This window comes from uncultured Rhodoblastus sp., from assembly GCF_903903185.1.
GTDB lineage: Bacteria > Pseudomonadota > Alphaproteobacteria > Rhizobiales > Beijerinckiaceae > Rhodoblastus.
This window is the reverse complement of sequence record NZ_CAIUXT010000137.1, coordinates 1-6,038: the sequence shown is the minus strand read 5'-3', so window position 1 is coordinate 6,038 and position 6,038 is coordinate 1. Positions and strand designations below refer to the sequence as shown.

Below are 6,038 nucleotides of genomic sequence, written 5' to 3'. Positions count from 1 at the left end.
TGTAGCCGGAAAGCCTGGTGTCCTTGCCGATCACCACGCGATGGCGATAGTCGCCGTTCTGGAAAACCAGCCCTGCCGCCTGTCCGACCTTCAACGCCAGTTCCGGCGTGATCACTGTGTTGGCGAGGCCACGAATGCCATCGGTGCCAAAATATTTGCGGCTCATCGGGTCGATATCTCCGGCGACATAAGGGAAAGAATCGCTTGGCCCCCGCACGACGATAGAGGATTTACCGCAGGCTCGGGTTAACGAAACATTAACAGGGTCAGCAACAACCGTTAAAAACGGCGAAAAGGCGGCCTTGGGAGGCCGCCTTCAACTTTTCCCGCAAAATTTCGGGTTTCAAGCCTGCGGCGCGGGCGCCAGACCCGGGTCGCTGTCCGGCTTGGTCCAGCTAGGCTTGCCCGCGGCGGGAACCGGAGAGCGGCGCGGACTGGAGGGCGTGTCCTCGTCGGTTACGCGCACCGGTTCGATGCCGTTGAGCAATCCGCGAATCTCGTCGCCGGTCAGGGTCTCGTATTCGAGCAGGCCCTTGGCGAGCGTCTCCAGTTGGTCGCGCTTTTCGGTGATGATGCGCCGCGCCTCCGATTGGCCCAGTTCGACCAGCCGCCGCACTTCGCTGTCGATCTTCTGCGAAGTGTTTTCGGAAATATTCTGCTGACGGCCCATCGAATAGCCGAGGAACACTTCCTCCTGGTTCTCGCCATACATGACCGTGCCGAGTTCCTCCGAAAAGCCCCAGCGCGTGACCATGGCGCGGGCGAGCTTGGTCGCCTGCTCGATGTCGCTCTGCGCGCCGGACGTGACCTTGTCCTTGCCGAAGATGATCTCTTCGGACACGCGTCCGCCCATCAGGATTGCGAGGCGCGAGGTCATCTGCTCGTAGCTCATCGACAATTTGTCGCGTTCGGGCAATTGCATCACCATGCCCAGCGCGCGTCCGCGCGGAATGATCGTCGCCTTGTGGACCGGATCGGTGGCGTCGACATTGAGCGCAACCAGGGCGTGGCCGCCCTCGTGATAAGCGGTCAACAGCTTTTCCTGCTCGGTCATGACCATGGTGCGGCGCTCGGCGCCCATCATGATCTTGTCCTTGGAATCCTCGAATTCGTCCTTGGTGACGACGCGCTTGCCGCGCCGCGCCGCCATCAGCGCCGCCTCGTTGACCAGATTCATCAGATCGGCGCCCGAAAAACCCGGCGTGCCGCGTGCGACGACCTTGAGATCGACGTCGGGCGACAGCGGAACTTTTCGCGCATGAACCTTCAGAATCTTCTCGCGGCCGATGACGTCGGGATTGGGAACCACGATCTGGCGGTCGAACCGGCCCGGACGCAGCAGAGCGGGGTCGAGCACGTCGGGCCGATTGGTCGCGGCGATCAGGATGATGCCCTCATTGGCTTCGAACCCGTCCATTTCGACCAGCAACTGGTTCAAGGTCTGCTCGCGCTCGTCATTGCCGCCGCCAAGACCCGCGCCACGATGACGGCCGACCGCGTCGATTTCGTCGATGAAGATGATGCAGGGCGCGTTTTTCTTGGCCTGTTCGAACATGTCGCGGACGCGGCTGGCGCCGACGCCGACGAACATTTCGACGAAATCCGAACCCGAGATGGTGAAGAACGGCACATTGGCCTCCCCCGCGATCGCGCGGGCGAGCAGGGTCTTGCCGGTGCCGGGCGGGCCGACCAGCAGCACGCCGCGCGGAATCCGTCCGCCCAGGCGCTGGAACTTCTGCGGATCGCGCAGGAACTCGACGATTTCCTGAAGGTCTTCCTTGGCTTCGTCGACGCCCGCGACATCCTCGAAGGTGACGCGGCCATGCGCCTCGGTCAGCAATTTGGCCTTGCTCTTGCCAAAGCCCATCGCCTTGCCGCCCGCGCCCTGCATCTGCCGGGACAGGAAAATCCACATGCCGACAAAGGCGATCAGCGGCAGGCCGTTGACCAAGAGCGTCACCAGCCAGCTATTGCCATCCGACGGCGGCTTGGCAGTGATCTGCACGTTTTTCTTGTAGAGCGAGCCGACGAGGCTCGGGTCGTTCGGCGCATAGGTCGAAAAAGCCTTGCCGTCGCTGTAATGGCCGGTGATTTCGGAGCCGGCGATGGTGACGTCCTTGATATGGCCCTGATCCGACTCGGACAGCAACTGGCTGAAGTTGATTTCCTGAGACGGGACGCGTTCGCTCGGTTTCTGGAACAGCACCACCAGCGCCACAACCAGAAGAACGATAATCACCCAGAGAGCGAAATTGCGGAAATTGGGGTTCATCTCTTGTCCTGCAAACCTTTCCGGTCGATGGCTGCGCGCCGGTCGCGTGGTCTTGCGACCAATGTAGGCGTCCAACCAAGACTTGCCAAGTGAAGCCGGCGTAATGATTCAGCGCCGGTCCTCGATTCCGCGGCGGCGCGGGCTTTCCGGGCGCAAAATCAGCACTTTTCCGGCGTTCAGCATCACCGCGCAGCCGCCGAGCGTGGCGCGCAACCTTGAGCCTTGTCGCAAGGCTTCGTGGACTTGCCGCGCCAGGAATTCCAGCCGGTCGAGCCGCCGAGGCTTCGAGCCGGCGGCGCGCGCCACGGCCAGCGACAGGCAACGTTCGACGACCGCGCGCGGCGCCTTGGCGATTTCGCCAAGATCATAGGCGCCCGGCTCACACAATTGCGCCCGGCGCAGCAGATTTTCCGCCGCCCATTCAACGACTTCATCGGCTTTTTCGGCGCGTTCGGCAAGCTTGGCCGCCTTTTGCCGGCAAAACCCCGCCTCCTGCAGGCCCGCCGCGAGCCGACGCAATCGGGCGCGGGCGAAGGCCGGATCGGCGTTGGACGGATCGTCGAAAAACGCCTGTCCGCGCGCATGGCAGAAATCGACCAGCGCCTGTTTGGGCAAGTCGAGCAATGGCCGGATCAACAGACCGCCGGCGAAACGCTGTGCGCGCGCCATGCCGGCCAGCCCGGCGACGCCGCTGCCGCGCGCCAGCCGGAACAGGATGGTTTCCCATTGATCGTCGGCATGATGGCCGGTCGCCACCGCCGCCGCGCCAATTTTTTCGGCATAAGCGAACAACAGCGCGTAACGCGCCTCCCGCGCGCGCTCTAGAATGGCGCTCGCCGGCTTTGGCCCGGTCCACGGCAGGATTTCATGCGGCAGGGCGAGGGCCCGCGCCCATTCGCCAACCCGATGCGCCTCGGCGGCGGATTCTTCGCGCAAGCCGTGATCGACGGTGGCGACGTGGAGCGGCGGGGCGGCGCCCTGATCGCGCCAGAGCGCCGCCAGATGCATCAATCCAAGCGAATCCGGACCGCCGGATACCGCGAGCACCACGCCAGACAGGTTTTCAAAGCCTGAAAACAGCGCCGACGGTTCGAGCGATCTTGCGGCAGGCGTCAGCAAGACGCTTTCTTGGCTTCGCGCGCCGCCGCTGTTTTTTCCGCCGCCGGGGCGTTGGGATATTTGCGCGGCACTTCGGAGAAAAAGGCGCAGGCCTGCTCCTTGGCGCCGAGCGCATTGAGCGAGACGCCGAGCTTGACCATGGCGTCGGGCGCGACCGGGCTTCTCGAATAATCGGTGGCGATCTTGAGAAACTGCTCCGCCGCCTCGCGATGCCGGCTCTGATAATAGTAGCTTTCGCCCAGATGATAGATCGCCTGCGCGATCAGCCGGCTATGCGGGTTTTTGTGCACGAAGGCCGAAAAACCCTGCTGCGCGGCATCGTAGCGCTGGGATTTGAGCAAGTCCGCTGCGGCGTCATATTCGACCTTGACCGCATCGACGGGCGCGGCGGCGACGGGAGCGCCGGTTTCCACCGACCCGACCGAGGCGCTGGCCGCAGGCGCGGCGGCGGGCGAGGCGGCGGGCGAGGCGGAATCGCGCAGGCCCGGCGGCGTCAGGTCGAGCGGGGCGCCCGGATCGCGGCGGAAATCCGGCGCCTTGGCGACGCCGCGGCTCCCCGAGGCCGGGGACCCGAGCGGCAATGGCGCGCCCGGCGCGGCAGGCTGGCTGGAGGGATCGAAGGCGTCATGGCGGCGCCCATCGGCGCCGGGCGTCGCCGGGGCGGCCGCCTGCGCCGGAGGCGCGACGCCCGCCCCGTCGCCTTCGGACAATTCGCCGCGCTTCTGCGGCGCGGCGGCCGGGCGGGCGACGCGGCCGGCGGCGTCCTGAAAACGCGCCTCCACGTCGAGCTGGAGCTTGCGCATCTGCTCATCCATCCGCCTGAGCTGGAATTGCAATTGCTCGACCTGGCCGTTGAGCCCGCGCACCTGGTTCTCCAGCCGGTCGATGCGCAGGATCGAGGAAGTGTCGCCCCCGGGGGCGCCATAGCCCGCTTCGCCGACATCGGCGGGCGGGCGATTGAAATTCTGCGCCCCGGCGGGGGAGCCGATCGCGACCAGCGCCGAGCAAGCCGCCGCGACGAAAAACCGCTTGGGAAAATCCGCCGATAAAACCCTGCCCGGCTTCCGGTCAACCATGATCTATCCAGCCTTCTGCAACGAATCGCTCTGTTCAAAACCATATTTGGCGCGGCGATAAGGTCAAATCGTGGCGTCGGCCGCCGTTGAAGCGGTCAAGACTGTAAAAAACTCAGCTCTGGCCGCCCTTGAGCACGGTGACGGCGCGGCGGTTCTGCGACCAGCAGGAAATATCGTCGCAGACGGCCACCGGGCGCTCCTTGCCATAGCTGATGGTCTTGATCCGCGCGGCGGCGACGCCGCGCGCGATGAGATAATTCTTGGTGGATTCGGCGCGCCGCGCCCCGAGGGCGAAATTATATTCGCGGGTGCCGCGCTCGTCGGCGTGGCCTTCGACGGTGAAGGCATAGGAGCCCTATTGGTTGAGCCAGCTCGCCTGCTTGTCGAGCGTCGCCTGCGCCGTGGCGTTCAACTCGGTGGAATCGCTGTCGAAGAACACGCGGTCGCCGATATTGACAACAAAATCCTGCGGCGAACCCGGCGACGCCGCGCCCGTCTGCGCGACCCCGACGCCGCCGCCGCCGGCGCCGCGTCCATCGAGGCCGTTGATGTCGGCGGGATTCTTGGCGCAGGCGCCCAAAGCCAGCGCCGCCGCCAGGGCGGCGGCGAATTTCAGTCCGTGAAGGCTGTTTCCAGACCATCTTGGGGACTGAACCTTATCGAGCATTGGCATCCAGGGCGCTCCTTGTGACTGACGACCGGGGTTTGCCTCAGTCCTAGCCTGCGATCGTTAAGCGAAGGTTCTCGTAACCTTGATCAAAGGTTATTTACCCCCGCCGCATCGCCGCATCGGGTCTGATGGTTAACAAAGCCTTGATGGCCAGATTACGGCGGGTTTTTATCCGAGCAGCGGACTCCACGACGGATCGGAGCCGAAGGACGGCGTCGGCACGGGAAATTCGCCGCGCCCGAAAATGTCGATCATGTGCAATTTGGGGCCGCCGCCGCCATTGCGGAAGAACATCACGAACAGGCCATTGGGCGCCCAGGTCGGGCCCTCGTTGTGAAAGCCCTCGGTCAGGATGCGCTCGCCGGTTCCGTCGGGCTTCATCACGCCAATGGCGAAATTGCCCCCGGCCTGTTTGGTGAAGGCGATATAATCGCCCCTCGGCGACCAGACCGGCGTCGAATAGCGCCCCTCGGTGAAGGAAATGCGCGTCGCCCCGCAGCCACTGGCCCCCATGATGTAGATTTGCTGCGCGCCGCCGCGATCGGATTCGAACACGATGCGGGCGCCGTCCGGCGAATAGGAGGGCGAGGTGTCGATGGCCGAGGTATCGGTCAGCCGCGTGGTGGTGCGCGAGCGCAAGTCCATCGAATAGAGATTGGCCGCGCCATTCTGCTCCAGCGACATCACCACGCGCTGGCCGTCCGGCGAGAAGCGCGGCGAAAAGGTCATGCCGGGGAAATTGCCGACGACTTCGCGCTGGCCGGTGTCGATATTGAGCAGGAACACCTTCGGGTCCTCGGAGCCGAACGACATGTAGGTCAGCTCCTGCGAATTGGGCGAGAAGCGCGGCGTCACCACCAGATCGTCGCCCCGGGTCAGATAGCGCGTATTGGCGCCGTCC

The 6,038-nt window shown here is 64.6% G+C and carries 3 protein-coding genes and 3 pseudogenes; all 6 read right to left on the bottom strand.

Going from position 1 to position 6,038, the window contains the following annotated elements:
* Window positions 1–166, bottom strand: a pseudogene (gene glmM, locus QZY01_RS12680) (phosphoglucosamine mutase); the annotation flags it as partial.
* Between the two features lie 177 nt (window positions 167–343).
* Window positions 344–2,272 carry an ATP-dependent zinc metalloprotease FtsH gene (gene ftsH / locus QZY01_RS12675; protein WP_294537657.1) on the bottom strand — a complete coding sequence of 643 codons (1,929 nt, stop codon included), beginning with the start codon at window positions 2,270–2,272 and terminating at the stop codon, window positions 344–346.
* Between the two features lie 108 nt (window positions 2,273–2,380).
* Window positions 2,381–3,391 carry a tRNA lysidine(34) synthetase TilS gene (gene tilS, locus QZY01_RS12670; RefSeq protein ID WP_294537656.1) on the bottom strand — a complete coding sequence of 337 codons (1,011 nt, stop codon included), beginning with the start codon at window positions 3,389–3,391 and terminating at the stop codon, window positions 2,381–2,383.
* Window positions 3,385–4,467, bottom strand: coding sequence for a tol-pal system protein YbgF (gene ybgF / locus QZY01_RS12665; RefSeq protein ID WP_294537654.1), 1,083 nt, complete (start codon window positions 4,465–4,467; stop codon window positions 3,385–3,387). Before ybgF ends, tilS begins: the two co-directional genes overlap by 7 nt.
* A gap of 112 nt (window positions 4,468–4,579) precedes the next feature.
* Window positions 4,580–5,134, bottom strand: a pseudogene (gene pal / locus QZY01_RS12660) (peptidoglycan-associated lipoprotein Pal).
* A 171-nt stretch (window positions 5,135–5,305) separates the two neighbouring features.
* A pseudogene (gene tolB / locus QZY01_RS12655) lies at window positions 5,306–6,038 on the bottom strand (Tol-Pal system protein TolB); the annotation flags it as partial.

Coding starts and splice junctions, on each gene's coding strand:
- ftsH (WP_294537657.1), bottom strand. CDS start 2,272: ATGAACCCCAATTTCCGCAATTTCGCTCTCTGGGTGATTATCGTTCTT.
- ybgF (WP_294537654.1), bottom strand. CDS start 4,467: ATGGTTGACCGGAAGCCGGGCAGGGTTTTATCGGCGGATTTTCCCAAG.